We start from the raw sequence: 16,347 nt of genomic DNA on the forward strand, positions 1-16,347 counted from the left end.
GAACGGCGTGCCGGACCTCGCCGACGATCTCGCCCTCGCGCTCCGCCTCGCGGACGCCGCCGACGCGCAGAGCCGCGACCGCTTCCGCGCGGCCGACCTGCGGATCGACACGAAGCCCGACCGCACGCCCGTCACGGATGCGGACCGCGCCGTCGAGCGGGCGATCCGCGACGTCCTGGCGGCGGAGCGCCCGGACGACGCGATCCTCGGCGAGGAGTTCGGCGGTGGCCGCGAACCCGGCCGGCAGTGGATCGTCGACCCGATCGACGGCACGACGAACTTCCTCCGCGGCCAGCCGATCTGGGCCAGCCTCATCGCGCTCGCCGTCGACGGCGTGCCGGTCGTCGGCGTCGCGTCCGCGCCCGCGCTCGGTCGCCGGTGGTGGGGCGCGACCGGGCTCGGCGCCTGGGCGGCCTCCCTCCCGCACGGCGAGCCGGAGCGGATCCGCGTCTCGGGCGTCGAGCGCCTCGAGGACGCGTTCGTCAGCTACAACGCGATCCGGGGGTGGGACGACGCGGGCTGGCTCGAGCCGCTGCTCGCGCTCACCCGCCGCTCCTGGCGCGCGCGGGCGCTCGGCGACTTCTGGGCGTACATGCTCGTCGCCGAGGGGCAGCTCGACCTCGCGGGCGAGCACGACCTCAAGGTCTACGACATGGCGGCGCTCGAGCCGATCGTGCAGGAGGCGGGCGGCCGGTTCACCGCGCTGACCGGCGAGCCCGGGCCCTGGGAGGGCACCGCCCTCGCGACGAACGGCCTCCTGCATCCGGAGGCGATCGAGCTGTTCGCCTCACATCTCGCGCCCGACGCCCGTTGACCTGATGTGAGGGAGCCCTTCGAGCACGTGGTCGCCGAGCACGGCGAGGTCGTCTGGCGCGTGTGCCGCGGGCTGCTTCCCCAGCACGACGCCGAGGACGCGTGGAGCGAGACGTTCCTCGCCGCCCTCGGCGCCTGGGACCGGTTCGAAGGCGACCGCGTGCGCGGCTGGCTCGTCACGATCGCGCACCGCAAGGCGCTCGACGTGCTGCGCGCCTCGGCGCGCACGGTGACGCCGGAGGAGGGCGTCCCCGACGCCCCGGCCCCGCCCGGCGGTCGCGACCTCGACCTGTGGGCGGCGCTCGCGCGCCTGCCCGACGGGCAGCGCGCCGCCGTCGTCCACCACCACATCGCCGGCCTGCCCTACGACGAGGTCGCCCTCGTCACCGGCACCTCGTCGGCCGCCGCGCGGAAGGCCGCCTCGGACGGCGTCCGCCGCCTGCGCACCCTGCTCGTCCTGGAGGAAGCATGACCGCCGTCGTCACCCCGCCCGCGGACCCCGCCCTGCTCGCCCGCCTGCACGAGCGGCTCGAGGCGCGCGCGACCGGGGCGGACGCCCCCGACGTGCACTACCGCACCGTCGACTCGCCCGTCGGGCGCCTGCTCGTCGCGGCGACAGAGGCGGGCGTCGCCCGGATCGCGTTCGAGCGGGAGGGCGAGGACGCCGTGCTGCAGACCCTCGCGGACCGCATCGGACCACGGATCCTCCGGACGCCGGGTCGGCTCGACGACGCCGCCCGCTGGTTCGACGGCTACTTCGCCGGGCGGCGCGACCCGTTCGCGCTGCCGCTCGACACCCGGCTCGCGAAGGGGTTCCGGCTCGAGGTGCTGGGGCACCTCCGGGACGTCGGATACGGGCAGCGGGTCAGCTACGCGGCGCTCGCGGCGACGACGTCCTCCCCGCGGGCCGTCCGTGCGGTCGGCACCGCCTGCGCGACGAACCCGCTGCCGCTCGCGATCCCGTGCCACCGCGTGACCCGGTCGGACGGCTCGGTGGGCGCGTACCTGGGCGGCCCGGAGATGAAGGTGCGGCTCCTCGCCCTCGAGTCGACGGGCGTCCTCCCCGAATAGTCACTTTGCTCACGCTTCTTGCCGCCGCGAGGGCGCTGCGGCGGCAAGAAGCGTGAGCAAAGTCCTAGGAGGCGGCCTGCTTGCGGCGGAGGCGGAGGTCCGCGAGGGCGAAGCCGAGCGCCGCGAGCAGCACCACGATGGCGAGGCCGCTGCCGCCCAGCACCGCGAGGTGGTAGTCGGCGAGCTTCGAGCCCCCGAGGTCGGCGTTCAGCATGCTGAAGAACACCGCGGAGGCGCCGGCGACCCCCACCGCCGTGCCGACGCGCTGGCCGACCTGCGCCACCGAGCCGGCGACACCGCCCTCCGCGACCGGCACCTCGGAGAGCGTCAGCGTCTGGTTCGGCGACACGACCGAGCCGCCGCCCGCGCCGGCGACGAGCAGTGCGGCGGCCATCAGCCACGGGGTCAGGGCCGGCGGCGACAGCACCGCCGCGGCGAGCGAGAGGGCGAACCCGACGGCGGCGGCGATCAGGCCGACGACCACAAGGGCCCTGCCGTAGCGGTTCACGAGCCGCCCCGCCGTGTAGGAGGTCACCGCCGACGCGAGGGCGAACGGGATCGTGACCATGCCCGCGAAGACCGGCGCGAGGCCGAGCCCCTCCTGCAGCAGCAGCGTGTTCAGCAGGAACGTCGCCGGCCCGGCGGCGAACCAGCCGGTCGCGACGATGAGGCCGTTGCGGTAGGACGAGCGACGGAAGAGGTCGATGTCGACCGCGGGGGTCCGGTCGGTCGCGGCGTAGTGCCGCTCCCAGCGGAGGAACGCGAGGAGGAACACCGCGGCGGCGATCAGGGCGAGCCACCGCAGCGGACTGTCGCCCCGCTGCCCCGTCGTCAGCACGAACGGGAGCATGAAGGCGACGACCGTGAGGCCGAGCAGCACGACGCCCACCGGGTCGAGGGACCGGCCCGCCGTCTTCGCCTGCCGCCCCGGGAACCAGCGCGCCGCGAGGACCAGCAGGATCAGTCCGAGGGGGACGTTCATCCAGAAGATGAGCCGCCAGCCGTCCTGCTCGCCGCCGAGGGCGATGAGCGCACCGCCGATCGTCGGACCGAGCGCCGTGCCGAGGCCGACCGCGGCCCCGTAGACGCCGAGGGCCCGGCCGCGGGCCTCGCCCTGGTAGAGCTCCTGCGTGAGCCCGAGGACCTGCGGCATCTGCAGGCCCGCGCCGACGCCCTGCAGGAAGCGCGCGATCAGGAGGATCCCGGAGGTCGGCGCGAGGGCGCAGACCAGGCTGAACAGCGTGAAGACGCCGAGGCCGACGAGGAACATCGTCTTCCGCGAGCGCACGTCGCCGAGCCGGCCGCCGGGCACGAGCGCCAGGCCGAACGCGAGGGCGTAGCCGGCGACGATGATCTGCAGCTCCGTCGGCCCGGTTCGCAGCGCGGTCTCGATGGACGGCAGCCCGACGTTCACCTTCGACAGGTCGAGGATGGTCAGCACGGCGACGGCGATGCTGACGGCGAAGGCGCGGCGCTTCGCCCGTTCGTCGAGGCCCGCCGCCCGCTGGTCGGTCGCGGCGGTCACGAGCTGGGACGCTACTCGGAGCCGCTGGGCGCGATCCTGGGCGGCACCTGGGCGAGGGCTGAGCGCGCGAGCTCGTCCGGCGGCAGCGCGGCGTCGAGCCGCAGCACCTCGGGGCCCCAGGGCGCGCTCCGCGCGATGAGCGCCTCCACGGCGGTCCAGGCCGGCTCGGGGATCCGCTCGAATGGCCGCACGCGGCCCTCGAGGCGGGCCCGATGCGCGGCGCGGTCGCCGAGCTCGAGGACCGCGACGACCAACTCCGCCCCGGTCGCGCGCGCGGCCCGGACCCACGTCTCCCGGGCCGGCTCGGAGTCGTTCACCGCATCGACGATCACGTCCGCGCCGAGGGCGAGATTCTGCTCGGCGGCCGCCCGCACGACCTCGTAGGCGGCGACGCCCGTGTCCGCGTCCGCGATGCCGCAGGCGCGCATCGCCTCCTCGACGTCGTCGATCGAGAGACGGGTCGCCGGTCGCCGCGCGGCGATCGCATCCACCACGGTGGACTTGCCAACGCCGGGCGGACCGGAGATCACGAGCAGCAGCGGCATGACCGCATGCTCCTCCATCAGCGCGACAGCGGCCCGGTGGTTCGTGGAGATGGGGGGAATCGAACCCCCGTCCACTGCTGAGGAACCACGTCTTCTCCGGGCGCAGTCTGCGTGTGTTCGTTCTGCTCGGCCCCGATCCTTACCGCAGACGGATTGCGATCGACGGGCCCAGCCCTGGTTGGAGTCCCACGGCGCCCCAAGGCGGAACGTCCGTAGCGAGCCTTCTAGCTGACGCCGGCTACCGGGGCGAAGGCGTTACCCGGGCCGACGGCGTCACTCTGGCTTAAGCAGCGAGAGCGAACGCGGTGCGAGACTTACTGGCACCTGTTGTTTGCACGCATCGTTCACGAGATGAGCGTGCATCCTCGACCCGCTTCCCGTCGTTGAACAGGCAATGTCGAAACCGATCATCCCCTGGCGGAAACCGAGCCACTGTCGCGCTGTGGAGTTGTGGGCCCCGGAGGGCTCGTCGAGTGTAACGGCCGACACCGACGTTTGTTCCCTGCACCGCCGCCCGGAGCTCAGAGCACGAGCGTCAGGTACCGCGAGTGCGGGTCGTCCGTGTAGTCCGCGAAGGGCCCGCGGGGCACGAACCCGTGCCGGAGGTAGAGCCGGACGGCCGGCTCGAAGAACGGCTCGGTCCCCGTCTCCAGACTGATCCTCCCGAGCCCCTGCGCCCGCGCCGCATCGAGGACGGCCGCCAGCACCGCGGAGGCGACGCCCCGCCCCCGCGCCGCGATCGTCGTGCGCATCGACTTCAGCTCGCCCTCCTCGTCGGAGAGCCGCTTCAGCGCGCCGCACCCGAGCAGCGTCCCGCCGTCCTCGCGGGCGGCGAGGAACAGGACGCCCGGCGCGGCGAGCGCGGCCGGGTCGAGCGCGTGGACGCTCTCCGGCGGTGAGATGCGCCGCATGTCGGCGAGGTGCTCCTCGAGCAGCGCACGGACGTCCGCGGCGAGCGGGTCGTCGGCCGCGACCCTCACTCGCCGAGGTTGTTGCGCGTGCGCATCGCCCGCTCGGCCTCGCGCTTGTCCTGCCGCTCGCGCAGCGCGTGCCGCTTGTCGTACTCGCGCTTGCCCTTCGCGAGCGCGAGCTCGACCTTCGCCTTCCCGTCGGAGAAGTACAGGGACAGCGGCACGAGCGTGTACCCGCCCTCCCGCACCTCGGCGTAGAGCTTCAGGATCTGCTGCTTGTGCAGCAGCAGCTTCCGCGTCCGCCGCGGCGGGTGGTTCGTCCAGGTCCCCTGGTTGTACTCGGGGATGTGCACGGCGTCGAGGTAGGCCTGGCCGCCGTCGATGTACGCGTACCCGTCGACGAGCGAGGCCCGGCCCTGCCGGAGGGACTTCACCTCGGTACCGGTCAGCACGATGCCGGCCTCGTAGGTGTCCTCGATCGTGTAGTCGTGCCGCGCCTTGCGGTTCGTCGCGACGACCTTGCGGCCCTGCTCCCTGGGCATCCGACACCTCCTCCGACCGACGCCTGCTGCCGATCGGCAGCCCGACAGTCTATCGAGTCCGCACCCCGCGGGTCACCCGTGGGGTGCGAAGCCGGTCAGACGCGGAGGTAGCGGGAGATCGCGATGTTCGCGCTCGCCGCCGCCAGCACGACGCCGGCGCCGATCAGGATCGGCACGACGACCAAGGCCTCCGGCACCGTCACGAACGCGATGTCGCGCTGCGCCTGGGCGAGGTACCCCTGCACGAAGAACTGCACGATCCCCACCGTCGCCGCGGCGGCGAGCACCGAGCCGATCAGCGAGGCGAGCACGCCCTCGAGGATGAACGGTGTCTGGATGAACCGGTTGGAGGCGCCGACGAGCCGCATGATCCCGAGCTCCCGCCGCCGCGAGAACGCGGACAGGCGGATCGTCGTCGAGATGAGCAGCGCCGCGGCGACGAGCATCAGCGCCGCGATGCCCGCGGCCGTGATCGACGCCGTGTTCAGCACCGCGAAGATCTGGTCGAGCAGACGCCGCTGATCGGTCACCGCGTCGACGCCGGGCATGCCGCTGATCGCCTCGCCGATGACGGCGGACTGGTTCGGGTCCTTCAGGTTGACCCAGAACGCCTCGTTCAGCAGGTCCGCGGTCACGTAGTTCGCGACCGGGTTGCCCTTGAACTGCTCCTTGAAGTGCACGAACGCTTCCTGGTGGTTCTCGAACGTGAACCCCTTGACGAAGCTCTTCACCGGAGCCGTCGAAAGTGCTGTGCGCACCGCGTCGATCTGCTCCTGCGTCGCGCCGGAGCTGCAGTTGGCGCTCTTCACCGCGTCGTTGCACAGGTAGACGGCGACCTGCGCCTTGTCGTACCAGAACGACTTCATCTGGTTGATCTGCAGCTGCATGAGCGCTGCGACGCCGACGAAGGTCAGCGACACGAACGTGACGAGCACGATCGAGATGACCATGGAGAAGTTGCGCCGGAGGCCGCTCGCGGCCTCCCCGAGCACGAGTCCGATTCTCATGAGGACGGTCCCACCTCGTCGTCGGCGTCGCCCCGGCGACCGCGGAGGCCGAGGCCGGTGATGAAGTCCAGGTGCTCCGGCAGCTGCTCGCGCCGCCGCGCGACGCCGCGGAGGTCGGACTCGTCCGCCTCCGTCTCGGGCGCGCCCGGCTCGGTGTGCGCGTTCACCGCACCGGTCGCCGGCACGGGCGCGGCGAAGAACAGCGAGCGCCCGTCGGGGTGCTCCTCCTCGACCGGCGGCGCGACGGGAGCCGCGCGCCAGGGGGCGTGCTCGCCCGGGAGCAGGACCGGCCCGGTCTCCGCGCGGACCCAGATCGGCGCGCTCGCCGGGGCGGCGGACTGCACCGGCACGGCACCGGTCGCCGGACGCTGGACCGGCACAGCGCCGGTCGCCGGACGCGCCATCGGCACGGCACCGGTCGCTGGACGCTGGACGGGCACGGCGCCGGTCGACGGGCGCACCTCCTGCGCGCCCGTCGCGGGCTGCTGCTGCTGCTGCCCGCGCCGCGCCCAGAGCGGCACGCCGCCCGAGCCGTTCTGCACGGGCGTCGACTCGGTGACCGGCGGCTTCGGGAGCTTGATCGAGCTGGTGACATACGTCGCCTCGAGCTCGTCTCGGATGATCTTCCCCTGCACCAGCTCGACGACGCGCTTCTGGGCCCGGTCGACGATGGTGACGTCGTGGGTCGCCATGACGACGGTCGTGCCCTGCTGGTTGATGCGGTCGAGGACCTGCATGATGCCCTCGCTGGTGCGGGGGTCGAGGTTGCCGGTGGGCTCGTCCGCGAGCAGGACGGACGGCTTGTTCACGACGGCGCGGGCGATCGCCACGCGCTGCTGCTCGCCGCCGGAGAGCTCGTTCGGGAAGTTCGAGGACTTCTCCGCGAGACCGACGGTCTCGAGCACGTCGGGCACCGTCGTCTGGATGAAGCCCCGGGACTTGCCGATGACCTGCAGCGTGAACGCGACGTTCTCGTAGACGGTCTTGTTCGGGAGCAGGCGGAAGTCCTGGAACACCACGCCGAGGCTGCGGCGGAAGTAGGGCACCTTGCGCGTCGAGATCGAGGTGAGCCGCTGACCGAGCACGTGGATCTCGCCCGAGGTGGGCTTCTCCTCGCGCAGCATCAGGCGGAGCAGGCTGGACTTGCCGCTGCCGGAGGCGCCCACGAGGAAGACGAACTCACCGGCCCCGATCTCGAGCGTCACGTCGTCCAGCGCCGGGCGGGGAGCGCCCCGGTAGCGCTTGGTCACGGAGTCGAAGCGGATCATGTCGGCAGCCACCATAAGTGGCGATCAGCCCTCGGACCGGTCCGACAGGCGAACTCCACCACTGACATTCATCTTGCCGCGTGGCACCCCGGTCCGCCGATCCGCGTCGGCGCGGGGATCGACGGGGTCCTGCGGCCTACGCGTCCGGATCGCGCTTGCGCCAGCGGATACCCGCGGAGAGGAAGCCGTCGAGGTCGCCGTCGAAGACGCTCGAGGGGTTGTTCACCTCGTACTCGGTGCGCAGGTCCTTGACCATCTGGTACGGCGCGAGCACGTAGGAGCGGATCTGGTCGCCCCAGCTCGCGGTGATGTTCCCCGCCAGCTCCTTCTTCTTCGCGGCCTCCTCCTCGCGCCGCTGGATCAGCAGCCGGGACTGGAGCACGCGCATCGCGGCGGCGCGGTTCTGGATCTGGCTCTTCTCGTTCTGCATCGAGACGACGATGCCCGTCGGGAGGTGGGTGATCCGGACCGCGGAGTCGGTCGTGTTGACGCTCTGACCGCCGGGCCCGGAGGAGCGGAAGACGTCGACGCGGATGTCGTTCTCCGGCACCTCGATCTCGCCCGACTCCTCGAGCAGCGGGATCACCTCGACCGCGGCGAAGCTCGTCTGCCGCTTGCCCGCGGAGTTGAAGGGGCTCATCCGCACCAGGCGGTGGGTGCCGGCCTCGACGGAGAGGTTGCCGAACGCGTAGGGCGCGTCGATCTCGAACGTCGCGGACTTGATGCCCGCCTCCTCCGCGTAGGAGGTGTCCATCACCGTCGCCGGGTACTTGTGCTGCTCCGCCCAGCGGAGGTACATGCGCAGCAGCATCTCGGCGAAGTCCGCCGCGTCCACGCCGCCGGCGCCCGCACGGATCGTGACGACCGCCGGCCGCGGGTCGTACTCGCCGTTCAGGAGGGTCTGCACCTCGAGCTCGCCGATCGTCGCCTCGATCGCGGTCAGCTCCGACTCGACCTCGCCGACCTGCTCCTGCGCCTGCGCCTCGTCGGTCTCCGCGTTCACGAGCTCGATGAGGACCTCGAGGTCGTCGAGACGGGACTCGACGCCCGTCACGCGGGCGAGCTGCGACTGCGCGTGGCTGAGCTCGCTCGTCACCTTCTGCGCCGCCTCCGGGTCGTCCCAGAGATCGGGTGCGGAGGCGCGCTGCTCCAGCTCCGCGATCCGCGACCGCAGGCCGTCGACGTCGACCACCGCCACCACGTCGCCGAGGGTGGCGCGGAGCGCCGCGATGCGGGGGCCGAGGTCGAGCTGCACGGGCCGAAAGCGTAGTCGGCCGGACCGCGGGCGTACCGTTCATGCTGATGACGTCAGCCGGCCCCACCTTCCGACTCGGATCGGTGGCACTGCCGGTCTACCTCCCCGGTCTCCTCTTCTCGATCGGCGAGGGCGCGGTGATCCCGGTCATCCCGGTCGACGCCGCCCGGCTCGGCGGCTCGCTCGCCCTCGCGGGGTTCATCTCCGCGCTGATCATGGTCGGCACCCTGATCGGCGACATCCCCAGCGGCTGGATCGTCGCCAGGGTCGGCGAACGCACCGCGATGATCGGCTCGGCCGTCGCCGCGCTGATCGGGCTCGTCCTCTGCTTCCTCGCCGTGAACCCCGCGATGCTCGGGATCGGGGTGCTGCTGCTCGGCATCGCGACCGCGTCGTTCGCGCTCGCCCGGCAGGCGTTCATGACCACGTTCGTGCCGCTCTCCCACCGCGCGCGCGCCCTCTCGCTGCTCGGCGGCATGTTCCGCGCCGGTTACTTCGTCGGTCCGTTCCTCGCGGCCCTCGTCATCGGGCTCACCGGCTCGACCCGCTCCGTCTTCGCGATCGACCTGATCGCGTGCGTCGTCGTGGCGATCGTGCTGCTCGTCCTCCCGGACCCCTCCGCGGTCCTCGCCGCGCGGCGGGAGGCGCACCTCACCGACACGGGCGCGATCCGGGTCGCGGAGGGCGAGGTGCGGCGCGAAGGCCTGTTCCGCACCATCGCCCGGCATCGGCAGGTGCTCGCGAGGATGGGCCTCACCGCGGCGCTGATCGGCGGCCTCCGATCCAGCCGGCAGGTGATCCTGCCGCTGGCCGGCGTGAGCCTCGGGATGCAGGAGAGCAGCATCGCCCTCGTCGTCGGCATCGCCGGTGCCGTGGACCTCGCCCTGTTCTTCACGAGCGGCCAGATCATGGATCGCTTCGGCCGGCTCTGGAGCGCCCTCCCGTCGATGATCGGCCTCGGGATCGGGCACCTCGCGCTCGCCGTCGTGGTCGGCCTGTCCGTGGCGGCGGCCTCCGCGACCTCCGTCGCCTGGTTCGTGGCGGTGGCGATCTTCATGTCGCTCGCGAACGGTGTCGGCAGCGGCATCCTCATGACGTTCGGCGCGGACCTCGCCCCGCGGCACGATCCCGCTCCGTTCCTCGGCGCCTACCGATTCACCGGGGACGCGGGGAACGCGGCGGCGCCGCTCGCCCTCTCCGGGCTGACGGCGCTCGTATCCCTCTCCTTCGCGGCCGGCGCTCTCGGCGTCGTCGGCCTCCTCGGCGCGAGCCTGCTCGCGCGCTGGGTGCCGCGCTTCATCCCCCGCCCGGTCCGCGCCTGAGGCCGCTCCCCGCTGTCGGGGTCCGCACCGAACGGGGCGCGCGGCTCAGCGGAAGCGGGCGGCCGCGGTCGAGGTCACCTCGACGGGGAGGCCCTCCGGCAGCAGCGGGCCCACGATCGGCGGCCGCCATGTCGCGCGGAGCCGCACCAACGCGCTCCGGCCGTCCGTGCTGTCGGCCGCGACCACGGTCAGGCCCTCGAGATCGCTCCGATCGGCCGCCGCGACGTACTCCCCCACGGCCGCCGAGACGGCGGGTCCGGCGAGCCGCGGCACGACGGCGTCCCCCTCCACCCGCACGTCGGCGACGCGGAACGCCTCCGCTCCGGCGAGCGCCGCGCCGTCGGCGACCGTGAGGAGCCGGAGGCGCTCGAGGTGCAGGCTCGTCGCGGCGGCCGCGACGACGACGAACCCGGCGGCGATCGCGAACAGCCCGACGATCAGCGGCATCGCCGTGCCGTCCTCCCGGGCGCCCGCTCGGCCGGAGATCACGGCGCGGCCGCGAACATCGACACGCGCTGCACGGACCGCGCCTCGACCGGGATGCTCGCGGGCGCATCGACGTCGAGCGCCGGCGGCATGAGCGGCAGCGCCGCCGCGACCCGGACCCGCACGTCCACGGTCCCGCGCGGCGCGCTGCAGTCGCCGGGGTCGGGTGAGCAGCGCACCTCGACGGCGGCCGCCGACGCCGCGATCCGCCAGTCGTCGAGCGCGACCGCCACCGCACGATCCGCAGCGGCCCGGCCTTCCGCGTCGTCGGGCGCGAGCGCGAGGCTCCTCGCCGCCTGGCGGGCCGCGCCCTCGGCGGCGAACGCCGCCCCCTGAAGCGCGGCGACGGTGAGGACGAGGTAGACGAGCGGGACGATCAGCAGGACGCCGAGGACGAGCACCTCGACCGCCGCCGACCCCTGCTCAGGGTTCCGGTTCGAGCGCCGCATGGCCGGTCACCTCGATCGCCGCGGGCGGCCCGAACAGGCCGATCAGCGGCAGCGGGATCCGGGCGCGGACCTCCGTCGCGGGCTGCTGCCGCCAGACGGTCCGCGTCGCCGTCACCGCGCCGGCGTAGGAGGAGCCGAGGCTCTGCGTGAGCACCTGCCTGGCGCGCGCGACGCCGTCGGCGTCGGAGTTGCCGACGAGCGCGGACCACCGGGCGCCCTCCGCGACAGCGTCCAGGGCGGTGTTGCGGACGAGGAGCGCGGCGCCGAGCTGCAGCACCCCGAGCACCAGCGCGAGCAGCACCACGGCGGTCAGGACGAACTCGGCAGGTGCACTGCCGCGCTCCCCCGTGTCGATCACGGCCCGCTGACGCTCGCCAGGGCGTTGGTGAACATGCTCGAGAGCGCGGGGCCGGCGACGCCCCAGAGCAGCACGACGAGACCGGCCGTCATCATCGTGACGAGCACCCACCCGGGCACGTCACCGCGCTCGGCGTCGTCGGTGGGCGGTGCGGTGCGGGTGAGCGCGAGCAGCGTCTTCATGCGGGCCTCCGGGTAGCGGGTGCGCGCCAGTGTGCCCGTCCACCGCGAACCGCGTCGGGAGTTGTCCACAGGCGACGGCCGCGTGAGGCGAGTCCTCCGCGCCGCGTCACCGTGCCTGACGGCAGGCGCGCACGCCTCAGCGAGGGACGGCATCCGCGGGATCGCCCTGCCGTGCCGTTGCGCGTGCCTCGTCAACGGGCTCGCGTGCAGGGCCGTGGGACTTCCGCCCCTCCCCGGACGACGGCCGTCCGTCTGGACTCGGCGCCGATGGCGCCCGCCGCGATCTCCTGCGGCAGGGCCGAGCGAGCCGAGGAGCGCGATGGACGACCCTGTGCTGCACGCGGTAGAGGCCGATCGCTGGCTCGCCGTGCACCGCGACCGGCTCGTCGGCCGCAGGACCGCGGAGGCGGTCGACCTCGTCCGACAGGCGGGACTGCTGCCGCACGTCGCGGCCGTGCGGGGTGCACCACCGGATCCCGGCGTCCCCGATCCCGGGCGGATCCGGCTCCTCGTCGGCGACGACGACCGCGTGCGTCGTGCGAAGTGGGGGTGACGACGCGCTGCTGAGCGGCGTGCTGCGTCGAGCCCCCGACTCCCGAGCGTCCGGCCGCCCGCGGAAGCCCCTCGACCAGCACGACGGCCCGAGGCCTCCGGGATCCGGCGACAGCATGCGGAGTCCGGGGGTCGCGGTTCGGAGGTCGTCCATTGAGCCCGCGCACCGACCGGGGTTCCGTGAGCGTGGCCCAGACCGAGCGGGCCGATCGTGCCCCGTCCCCCTACCCTGACCGCATGACGGATGCGGTGGCCGTCCGACCGATGACGGCCGACGAGTACGCGGTGTGGATCGCGCGCGAGACGGAGGCCTACGCGGCCGACCTCGCCGAGGCGGCGGGCAGCACCCTCGACGAGGCGCGGCACCGTGCGGAGGCGCAGCTCGCGGCCTTCCTGCCCGACGGGCGCGAGACCGCGGGGACCTTCCTCCTCCGGGTGCTCGACGGCGAGGGCGAGCCGGTCGGCACGCTCTGGCTGGGACCGCACCCGCAGCGCGCGGATGCGGGCTGGGTCTACGAGGTCGAGATCGACGAGGACCGCCGCGGGGAGGGCCTCGGCCGGGCCGCGATGCTCGCGGCCGAGCAGGTGGGCGCGCGGGCCGGCTGGACGGCGCTCGGCCTCACCGTCTTCGGGCACAACCCGCGCGCCCGGGCGCTCTACGACGCCCTCGGCTACCGGGTCGCGTCCACGACGATGACGAAGCCGATCAGCTGAGGACCGCGACGAGGGCGGCGACGACCGTCTCGGGCTCGGCGGTCGTGTCGATCACGTGGGTCGCGGCGGCGCGGAGCAGGGGCTCCACCTCCCTGGTGTCGCGGACCACGGCGGCGCGCTCCGCGGCCGTGCGCCCGTAGAGGTTCGTCATCCGGTGCTCGAGCCGGTCGAGGAGCACCTCCAGCGGCGCCGTGAGCAGGACGACGGCGTCGAAGCGGTCGCGGAACCGGCCCTGGTTCGCGACGGTCCCGGAGACGACGAGCGGCCCGTCGCGCGGCCGGTCGAGCAGGTCCCGGACGCGGTCCTCCCGCCACAGCGGCTCGCCGTGCACGACCTCGATCCAGCCGGGGACGTCCGTGTCCACGGTCTCGACGCCCCGATCGGCGAGCGCCGCCAGCGCCGTCGACTTGCCCGCACCGGACATCCCGGTGAGCAGAACGGCGACCACGGGACGAGCCTGGCACGCACCGCCCTCCGGGCACAGGGCGGCGCTCAGAAGCGCGTCTGCAGCGCCAGGACCGCCGGGAAGACCGCGATGACCACGGTCGTCGGGAGGATGAGGAAGACCAGCGGAACCATCATCCCGATCTCCTTCTTCCCGGCCGCGTCGAGGAGGTCCCGGCGGGCGTGCTCGCGCGCGTCCGCCGCCTGCACGCGCAGCACCTCCGCGAGCGGGGAGCCGCGGTCGAGCGCGGCGACGACGTGCGTGAGGCTGCGGGTCAGCGCCGGGATGCGGAGCTCGTCGGCGAGGGCCGTGAGCGCGACCGGCAGCGGCACCCCGACCGCCGACTCGTCGACGACGCGCTGCAGCAGGTCCGGCAGCACGCCCGAGCCGACGCGCGCGACGCGGCGGAGGCCGTCGCGGATGCCCTCCCCCGCCGACAGGCTGAGCGCGAGGAACTCGAGCACGGTCGGCAGCTCGCTCTCGATGCGGGCGGCCCGTCGCGCGCCCTCCCGCACGAGGAGGCGGTCACGAAGGAGCGGGCCGGCCAGCGCGCCCACCACCGGCCCTGCGACGAGCGCCGCCGGGCTGCCGCGCAGCGCGGAGACGGCCCCGATCGCCCCGCCGAGCAGCGCTCCCGCGACCGCCCAGAGCAGCTGCCGGAGGCGGTACCCCTCGACCGTCCAGTCCCGGCCGGCTCGCGCGAGCCGCACGGCCGCCCCGCCGGTGCTGCCGAGCAGGCCGCCGAACGCGCGCTGGAACAGGTCGAGCGCGGGGACCGCGACGAGGCCGAGGACGGGCACCGGGTCGACCGCCGTCGGACGCTGGAGGCGTCGCGCCTCCGCGGACACGTCGAGCAGGTACGGCGCGAGGCGGGTCGCGAGCCGCGGACGACCGAGCGCCGGGAGCCGGGCGGTGACGCTCCAGAGCCCGATGCCGGCCGTGAGGCCGAGGGCGAGCGCGAGCCACAGCTCCGGCGTCACCCGAACCACCGCCGGTCCTCGGGCAGGCGGGCGATCGCCAGCATCACGCGGTACGCGAGGACCGTGACGCCCGCGGCACCGAGCAGCAGGAGCGTGCCCTGCGGCGTGCCGTAGGCGGCGGACGCCTCCGATCGCGTCGCGAGCAGGCCGAGCACGACCCACGGCGCGGCGAGCCCGAGCTTGCCGGCGTTCGTCACCCAGCCCTGGCGCGCCTCGACCTCCGCGCGCAGGGCGAGGTCCTGCCGGAGGTGCGCGGCGAGGTCGCGGAGCACGGAGGGCAGCTCGGTGCCGCCGACCTCGCGGGCCATCCGCAGGACCTCGATGAGCCGGTCCGCGGTGGGGTCGGCGAAGTGGTCCTTCAGGTCGTCGAGCGCCGGCCCGACCGTGCCGGTGCGGCGCCACCGCTCCTCGAACCGGACGAAGCCGGGCCGGAGTGCGGCCGGACCGCGGTCGGCGAGCGCCGCGAGCGCGTCCGGCAGCGGCATGCCGGCGCGGATCGACGCGACGAGGTGGTCGACGACCTCCGGCCAGAGCCCGCGGACGGCGGCCCGGCGGGCTCGGGCGCGCCAGCCGGCCACGGTCCAGGGCGTGAGCCCGGCGACGACGAGCGCGAGCGCGGCGACGGCCGTGAGCCCGGTCAGCGCGAGGACGAGCGACGCCGCGACCGTGCCGAGCACCGCGGAGACGGCGACGAAGGCGCCCGACGACATCCGCGGGAACCCGGCCCGGGCGAGGCGGTCCGCGATCGCGCCGGACCGGACGGCCCCGCTGCGGGGTCGCGCGGGACGCGGCCAGAGCCACGGCGAGGCGACCAGCAGCAGCCCGGCGCCGCCGAGCGCCCCGAGCAGCGGGATCATGCGGCCGCCCGGATCAGCCGCGCCGGCTCGAACCCGGCGGCGAGGAGCTTCTCCTCCTTCGGCGGCAGGCCGCCGGTGGGCCGCAGGACGTCCCCGTCGAGGGCGAACAGGCGCACCGCCTCGATCACGCCGCCCTCCGCGGCGGGCGCGCTGAGCGATCCGGTGGGCGCGAGGATCTCCCGCACCCGTCGGCGGCCGTCGCGGAGGAGCTCGCAGTGCACGACGAGGTCGACCGCGGAGGCCACCGTCGGCACGACGAAGCCCGCATCGATGTTCCGGCCGGCGAGCAGCGGCAGCGTGCAGAGCTTCACGAGGGCGTCCCGCGCCGAGTTCGCGTGCAGGCTGCAGGCGCCGGGGATGCCACTGTTCAGCGCGATGAGGAGGTCGAGCGCCTCCGCCTCCCGCACCTCCCCCACCACGAGCCGGTCGGGACGCATCCGCAGCGCCTCCTTGATGAGCCGGCGGAGGGTGACCTCGCCCGTGCCCTCGAGGCTCGGCTGCCGGCACTGCATCGCGACCGAGTCGCGGCCGGGCGAGCGGAGCTCGAACGTCTCCTCCACGGTGACGACCCGGTCCGTGGGCCGGCCCGCGGCGAGCAGCGCGTTCAGGAGGGTCGTCTTCCCCGCCTGCGTGGCGCCGGAGACGAGCACGTTCAGCCCCGCGAGCATCGCGGCCGACAGGAACGACGCGGCCGCGGCCGGCAGCGACCCGGACCCGACGAGCGCGTCGAGCGTCGTGACCCGGTCGGAGAACTTGCGGATGTTCACCGCCCAGTGCCGCCGGGTGACGTCCGGGACGACGACGTGCAGCCGCGAGCCGTCGGGCAGCGACGCGTCGACGAAGGGCGAGGCGAGGTCGACGCGGCGGCCGCTCGAGACGAGCATCCGCTCGACGAGGTCGCGGACCTCCTGCTCCCCCAGCACGATCGGCGTGAGCTCGCTCACCCCGCCCCTCGCGACGAAGACCCTGGTCGGACCGTTGATCCAGAACGCCCGCCCCAGTGTTGGGATTGGTTGTCAAGCGCTGGTTGTCGCAGAATTACGCGGATTCGTGGTTGGTTCGCGC

Annotated in this window: 20 protein-coding genes, 1 other RNA gene and 1 pseudogene; 6 read left to right on the forward strand and 16 right to left on the reverse strand. The window is 74.0% G+C overall.

Annotation, left to right across the window (positions count from 1 at the left end; all coding sequences use genetic code 11):
- Window positions 1–7 precede the first annotated feature (7 nt).
- The 3 genes from CLV52_RS14760 to CLV52_RS14770 are packed head-to-tail and all read left to right on the forward strand — an operon-like array spanning window position 8 to window position 1,884.
- On the forward strand, window positions 8–814 hold the full coding sequence (locus CLV52_RS14760) for an inositol monophosphatase family protein (RefSeq protein ID WP_425455703.1): 807 nt from the start codon (window positions 8–10) through the stop codon (window positions 812–814).
- A gap of 6 nt (window positions 815–820) precedes the next feature.
- Window positions 821–1,285 carry an RNA polymerase sigma factor gene (locus CLV52_RS14765; RefSeq protein WP_133767123.1) on the forward strand — a complete coding sequence of 155 codons (465 nt, stop codon included), beginning with the start codon at window positions 821–823 and terminating at the stop codon, window positions 1,283–1,285.
- Entirely contained in the window at window positions 1,282–1,884 is a 603-nt protein-coding gene (locus tag CLV52_RS14770; protein ID WP_133767124.1) for a methylated-DNA--[protein]-cysteine S-methyltransferase, read from the forward strand. Before CLV52_RS14765 ends, CLV52_RS14770 begins: the two co-directional genes overlap by 4 nt.
- 64 nt (window positions 1,885–1,948) lie before the next feature.
- Here the strand turns inward: CLV52_RS14770 and CLV52_RS14775 are convergent, their stop codons facing one another.
- From CLV52_RS14775 to prfB, 8 genes are all read right to left on the reverse strand, one after another.
- On the reverse strand, window positions 1,949–3,409 hold the full coding sequence (locus tag CLV52_RS14775) for an MFS transporter (protein WP_133767125.1): 1,461 nt from the start codon (window positions 3,407–3,409) through the stop codon (window positions 1,949–1,951).
- An 11-nt stretch (window positions 3,410–3,420) separates the two neighbouring features.
- A complete protein-coding gene (locus CLV52_RS14780) occupies window positions 3,421–3,954 on the reverse strand; it encodes a P-loop nucleotide/nucleoside kinase family protein (RefSeq protein WP_162850871.1) in 534 nt (177 codons plus the stop codon).
- Between the two features lie 41 nt (window positions 3,955–3,995).
- Window positions 3,996–4,369: a transfer-messenger RNA gene (gene ssrA / locus CLV52_RS14785) on the reverse strand.
- Between the two features lie 106 nt (window positions 4,370–4,475).
- The gene (locus CLV52_RS14790) at window positions 4,476–4,934 is read right to left on the reverse strand and encodes a GNAT family N-acetyltransferase (protein ID WP_246018163.1); all 459 of its coding nucleotides are present in this window, start codon (window positions 4,932–4,934) and stop codon (window positions 4,476–4,478) included.
- The gene (gene smpB / locus CLV52_RS14795) at window positions 4,931–5,407 is read right to left on the reverse strand and encodes an SsrA-binding protein SmpB (protein WP_133767127.1); all 477 of its coding nucleotides are present in this window, start codon (window positions 5,405–5,407) and stop codon (window positions 4,931–4,933) included. The genes CLV52_RS14790 and smpB overlap by 4 nt, the downstream gene beginning before the upstream one ends.
- A 95-nt stretch (window positions 5,408–5,502) precedes the next feature.
- Window positions 5,503–6,414, reverse strand: coding sequence for a permease-like cell division protein FtsX (gene ftsX, locus CLV52_RS14800; RefSeq protein WP_133767128.1), 912 nt, complete (start codon window positions 6,412–6,414; stop codon window positions 5,503–5,505).
- Window positions 6,411–7,682: a cell division ATP-binding protein FtsE gene (ftsE, locus tag CLV52_RS14805; RefSeq protein ID WP_133767129.1), complete on the reverse strand. Its 1,272-nt coding sequence runs from the start codon at window positions 7,680–7,682 to the stop codon at window positions 6,411–6,413. Before ftsE ends, ftsX begins: the two co-directional genes overlap by 4 nt.
- 136 nt (window positions 7,683–7,818) lie before the next feature.
- Window positions 7,819–8,937 carry a peptide chain release factor 2 gene (prfB, locus tag CLV52_RS14810; protein WP_133767130.1) on the reverse strand — a complete coding sequence of 373 codons (1,119 nt, stop codon included), beginning with the start codon at window positions 8,935–8,937 and terminating at the stop codon, window positions 7,819–7,821.
- A 47-nt stretch (window positions 8,938–8,984) separates the two neighbouring features.
- Between prfB and CLV52_RS14815 the strand changes: the two genes are divergently transcribed.
- On the forward strand, window positions 8,985–10,259 hold the full coding sequence (locus tag CLV52_RS14815) for an MFS transporter (RefSeq protein ID WP_133767131.1): 1,275 nt from the start codon (window positions 8,985–8,987) through the stop codon (window positions 10,257–10,259).
- A 45-nt stretch (window positions 10,260–10,304) separates the two neighbouring features.
- Here the strand turns inward: CLV52_RS14815 and CLV52_RS14820 are convergent, their stop codons facing one another.
- Genes CLV52_RS14820 through CLV52_RS14835 form a run of 4 tightly spaced genes read right to left on the reverse strand, consistent with a single transcriptional unit; the run spans window position 10,305 to window position 11,734 of the window.
- On the reverse strand, window positions 10,305–10,748 hold the full coding sequence (locus tag CLV52_RS14820; protein ID WP_133767132.1) for a hypothetical protein: 444 nt from the start codon (window positions 10,746–10,748) through the stop codon (window positions 10,305–10,307).
- A complete protein-coding gene (locus tag CLV52_RS14825; protein WP_133767133.1) occupies window positions 10,745–11,194 on the reverse strand; it encodes a hypothetical protein in 450 nt (149 codons plus the stop codon). The genes CLV52_RS14820 and CLV52_RS14825 overlap by 4 nt, the downstream gene beginning before the upstream one ends.
- Window positions 11,169–11,552, reverse strand: coding sequence for a TadE/TadG family type IV pilus assembly protein (locus tag CLV52_RS14830; RefSeq protein ID WP_246018164.1), 384 nt, complete (start codon window positions 11,550–11,552; stop codon window positions 11,169–11,171). The genes CLV52_RS14825 and CLV52_RS14830 overlap by 26 nt, the downstream gene beginning before the upstream one ends.
- Window positions 11,549–11,734 (reverse strand): hypothetical protein, encoded by a 186-nt coding sequence (locus CLV52_RS14835; RefSeq protein WP_133767134.1) that lies wholly within the window; start codon window positions 11,732–11,734, stop codon window positions 11,549–11,551. The genes CLV52_RS14830 and CLV52_RS14835 overlap by 4 nt, the downstream gene beginning before the upstream one ends.
- 319 nt (window positions 11,735–12,053) lie before the next feature.
- On the opposite strand from CLV52_RS14835, the gene CLV52_RS14840 reads away from it, so the two are divergent.
- A complete protein-coding gene (locus CLV52_RS14840) occupies window positions 12,054–12,287 on the forward strand; it encodes a hypothetical protein (RefSeq protein WP_133767135.1) in 234 nt (77 codons plus the stop codon).
- Window positions 12,288–12,523: 236 nt separating this feature from the next.
- Window positions 12,524–13,000 (forward strand): GNAT family N-acetyltransferase, encoded by a 477-nt coding sequence (locus tag CLV52_RS14845; RefSeq protein ID WP_133767136.1) that lies wholly within the window; start codon window positions 12,524–12,526, stop codon window positions 12,998–13,000.
- On the opposite strand, the gene CLV52_RS14850 is transcribed toward CLV52_RS14845, so the two are convergent.
- The 4 genes and pseudogenes from CLV52_RS14850 to CLV52_RS14865 form a co-directional block, all read right to left on the reverse strand.
- Window positions 12,993–13,448, reverse strand: a complete 456-nt coding sequence (locus CLV52_RS14850) for an AAA family ATPase (RefSeq protein WP_246018165.1) — start codon at window positions 13,446–13,448, stop codon at window positions 12,993–12,995. The genes CLV52_RS14845 and CLV52_RS14850 overlap by 8 nt on opposite strands.
- A 44-nt stretch (window positions 13,449–13,492) precedes the next feature.
- Window positions 13,493–14,434, reverse strand: coding sequence for a type II secretion system F family protein (locus CLV52_RS14855; RefSeq protein ID WP_246018166.1), 942 nt, complete (start codon window positions 14,432–14,434; stop codon window positions 13,493–13,495).
- A complete protein-coding gene (locus CLV52_RS14860; RefSeq protein WP_133767137.1) occupies window positions 14,422–15,282 on the reverse strand; it encodes a type II secretion system F family protein in 861 nt (286 codons plus the stop codon). The genes CLV52_RS14855 and CLV52_RS14860 overlap by 13 nt, the downstream gene beginning before the upstream one ends.
- Window positions 15,279–16,268: pseudogene (locus tag CLV52_RS14865) on the reverse strand (TadA family conjugal transfer-associated ATPase); the annotation flags it as partial. The pseudogene CLV52_RS14865 and the gene CLV52_RS14860, both read right to left, overlap by 4 nt.
- Between the last annotated feature and the right edge of the window lie 79 nt (window positions 16,269–16,347).

The sequence above is a fragment of the Amnibacterium kyonggiense genome (assembly GCF_004364555.1).
Lineage (GTDB): Bacteria > Actinomycetota > Actinomycetes > Actinomycetales > Microbacteriaceae > Amnibacterium > Amnibacterium kyonggiense.

Excerpts from the sequence above, each read along its gene's own strand:
- CLV52_RS14815 (WP_133767131.1), top strand. The coding sequence starts at position 8,985 with ATGACGTCAGCCGGCCCCACCTTCCGACTCGGATCGGTGGCACTGCCG.
- CLV52_RS14845 (WP_133767136.1), top strand. The coding sequence starts at position 12,524 with ATGACGGATGCGGTGGCCGTCCGACCGATGACGGCCGACGAGTACGCG.
- CLV52_RS14835 (WP_133767134.1), bottom strand. The coding sequence starts at position 11,734 with ATGAAGACGCTGCTCGCGCTCACCCGCACCGCACCGCCCACCGACGAC.
- CLV52_RS14825 (WP_133767133.1), bottom strand. The coding sequence starts at position 11,194 with ATGCGGCGCTCGAACCGGAACCCTGAGCAGGGGTCGGCGGCGGTCGAG.
- CLV52_RS14770 (WP_133767124.1), top strand. The coding sequence starts at position 1,282 with ATGACCGCCGTCGTCACCCCGCCCGCGGACCCCGCCCTGCTCGCCCGC.
- CLV52_RS14840 (WP_133767135.1), top strand. The coding sequence starts at position 12,054 with ATGGACGACCCTGTGCTGCACGCGGTAGAGGCCGATCGCTGGCTCGCC.
- smpB (WP_133767127.1), bottom strand. The coding sequence starts at position 5,407 with ATGCCCAGGGAGCAGGGCCGCAAGGTCGTCGCGACGAACCGCAAGGCG.
- ftsE (WP_133767129.1), bottom strand. The coding sequence starts at position 7,682 with ATGATCCGCTTCGACTCCGTGACCAAGCGCTACCGGGGCGCTCCCCGC.
- CLV52_RS14780 (WP_162850871.1), bottom strand. The coding sequence starts at position 3,954 with ATGCCGCTGCTGCTCGTGATCTCCGGTCCGCCCGGCGTTGGCAAGTCC.
- ftsX (WP_133767128.1), bottom strand. The coding sequence starts at position 6,414 with ATGAGAATCGGACTCGTGCTCGGGGAGGCCGCGAGCGGCCTCCGGCGC.
- CLV52_RS14860 (WP_133767137.1), bottom strand. The coding sequence starts at position 15,282 with ATGATCCCGCTGCTCGGGGCGCTCGGCGGCGCCGGGCTGCTGCTGGTC.